We start from the raw sequence: 2,670 nt of genomic DNA on the forward strand, positions 1-2,670 counted from the left end.
CTTCCGCGGAGGAAGGCGACGGGCCGGTGTGGCACCACCAGCGCACGGTCAGGGCACGGCTCGCGGACGCGGTCGTGCACGCGGTCGCGGCCGCCGTCGCTGCTGGCGGGGCCGACACCACCGGGCTGGACCGCCACACCCTGGTGCTGCAGACCACCGCTTCGGCACTCACAGACAGCGTGGCCGATAGCAGCACGGACAGCGACAACAACGGCGAGGTCACCGGGCCGGACCGGCAGGTGGCCGTTGCCGACCCGCGCGGACAGCTCCGGTCGATGTCGGCCCGGGCGCTGCGCCGGATCGCGTGCCAAGCCTCCACGATCATGGCGGTCACCGGCGACGACGGGACACCGCTCGATCTTGGACGTCGCAGCCGCGATCCGTCCGCGTCCCAGCGACGTGCGTTGCTCCTGCGAGACCGTTCGTGCCGGTTCCCCGGCTGTGGCGCGACCCGTCACCTGCACGCCCACCACGTCCGGTTGTGGTCCCAGGACGGCCCGACCGATCTGGCCAACCTGGTGACCGTGTGCAGCTTCCACCACCGCTTCGTGCACGACCACGCCTGGCAGGTCCACCCCGCCGCCGCGGGCACGTTCCGGTTCGCACCACCCCACGGGACACCGCTCCCTGCCGCCAGACCGCTCCACGCCGCCGCCGCCGACTGGTGGTTCGACCCCGACCACGGACGACCGCTCCGCCCCATCCACCGCGACGGACCCCATGACCTCGATCTCGACACCGCCGTTGCCATCCTCCACCAAGAACTGCGCCTGGCCACCGGCACCAACCTCGGCCTCGCTGCCTGAACCCGCAGCCTCAGGGAGCCGAGCGGTGGCGATCACGGCGTGCACGATCGCGGCCTCAGGGTCTGCGAAGCGTGCGGTGGACCGCCTCGTTGCAGACGTGGATCGGGACCCCTTGGACGCGGACACGCCACCGATGGCGGTAGGTGAGGGCGGCCTTCCTTGCGGGGTGCGGGGACCGCTCCGTACTATCGCAACACGGCGGTTGAGGAAGTGACCGAGCTCCCGCCGCGTTCCCCCCACGCCTGGCTCGCCACGCCCGTTGCGACCACCACGACCGACCTCGGAGAGGTTCCACGTGTCCACGAGCACGACCGACACCGCGGCCAGCGTGCCGAGCGCCGCTGCGCGTTCGCTGGTGTCGCTGCTCGGAGAGTCGCGTGCCGCGATCGTCAACCACCTGCGCCGCGAGGGGGACGCGTCGGTCGCCGAGCTCGCCGCCCACCTCGACATCTCTGAGGTCGCGACCCGGCGTCACCTGGGTCTCCTCGAGGACGAGGGTCTCGTCGACGCGCGGACGGTGAACCAGGGGCGGGGTCGCCCCGCCGCGCGCTACCAGCTGACCACCGACGCCAGCCGGCTGTTCCCCGCCGCCTACGATCAGCTCGCCGCCGAGGCGCTCGACTTCCTCGGCCAGACCCAGGGTCGCGACGGTGTGCGCGCCTTCCTGCGCTGGCGGCTCGAGCGCCAGGTCGCCGAGCTCGGGGGAGCGGTCACCGCCGACGATCTCTCGGACCGTCTCGACCAGCTCGCCCAGGCGCTGTCCGCCGCCGGGTTCTCGGCGTCGATCGACGCCGACGGCGCGCGCTTCACCCTCACCCAGGACCACTGCGCTATCGAGTCGATCGCCCGTGACCACCCCGAGATCTGCGCCTTCGAGGCCGCGACCTTCTCGGCGATCCTCGGCGACCACGTGCAGCTACGCCGCCGTTCCACCCTCACCCGCGGCGACTCCGCCTGCGTGTGCTGCGTGACCGCCAAGCCCGCGTCCGGCGCGGCGCCGGACGACGGCCCACCCGTCGTCCCCGACGATCTGTCCACCTCCGGCGGGCTGCTGCCGGTGGTGGGAAGCGAACCGCACCACACCCCACGTGACCACGACACCACCATGATCCGCCCCCGAGAGGATGCGCTGTGAGCCAGACCGAGATCGGGCTCCCCACCCCGAAGCCGACCGACGCCCCGAGCGAGGCCCGCCAGAACCAGGCGGCCCTCGCCGACGACCTCGGTGAGTACAAGTTCGGTTGGTCCGACACCTCCGACGACTACGCCTTCACCTCCGAACGGGGTTTGACGCGTGAGGCCGTCGAGGCCATCAGCGACCGCAAGGACGAGCCGACCTGGATGCGTGACCTGCGGCTGCGCGCCTACGACGCCTACCGCCGGCGCCCGATGCCCAACTGGGGTTCGGACCTGTCCGGCATCGACTTCGAGAACATCTACTACTACGTCGAGGCGTCCGAGAAGCAGGCCAACAGCTGGGACGAGCTCCCGCCGGAGATCCTCGAGACCTACGAGAAGCTCGGCATCCCGCAGGCCGAGCGCGAGCGCCTCGTCGCCGGCGTCGCCGCCCAGTACGAGTCGACGGTGCTCTACCACAAGGTGCGCGAGGACCTCGAGCAGGAGGGGGTCATCTTCCTCGACACCGACACCGCGTTGGTCGAACACGAGGAGCTGTTCCGCAAGCACTTCGCGACCATCATCCCGCCGAACGACAACAAGTTCGCGGCGCTGAACACCGCGGTGTGGTCCGGTGGCTCGTTCATCTGGATTCCCGAGGGTGTCGAGGTCGACATCCCGCTCCAGGCCTACTTCCGCATCAACAAGCAGAACATGGGCCAGTTCGAGCGCACCCTGATCATCGCCG

General features: G+C 70.7%; 2 protein-coding genes and 1 pseudogene. All 3 read left to right on the forward strand.

Annotated elements, in window-relative coordinates; translation table 11 throughout:
• Positions 1-806, forward strand: an 806-nt coding sequence (locus WEB03_RS08620) for an HNH endonuclease signature motif containing protein (RefSeq protein WP_368070543.1), incomplete at its 5' end; no start/stop codon positions are given.
• A 295-nt stretch (positions 807-1,101) separates the two neighbouring features.
• Positions 1,102-1,941 (forward strand): helix-turn-helix transcriptional regulator, encoded by an 840-nt coding sequence (locus WEB03_RS08625; protein ID WP_368070544.1) that lies wholly within the window; start codon positions 1,102-1,104, stop codon positions 1,939-1,941.
• Between the two features lie 11 nt (positions 1,942-1,952).
• A pseudogene (locus WEB03_RS08630) lies at positions 1,953-2,670 on the forward strand (Fe-S cluster assembly protein SufB); the annotation flags it as partial.

It is taken from the genome of Nitriliruptor sp. (genome assembly GCF_040882075.1).
In the GTDB taxonomy this organism is placed as follows: Bacteria; Actinomycetota; Nitriliruptoria; order Nitriliruptorales; family Nitriliruptoraceae; genus Nitriliruptor.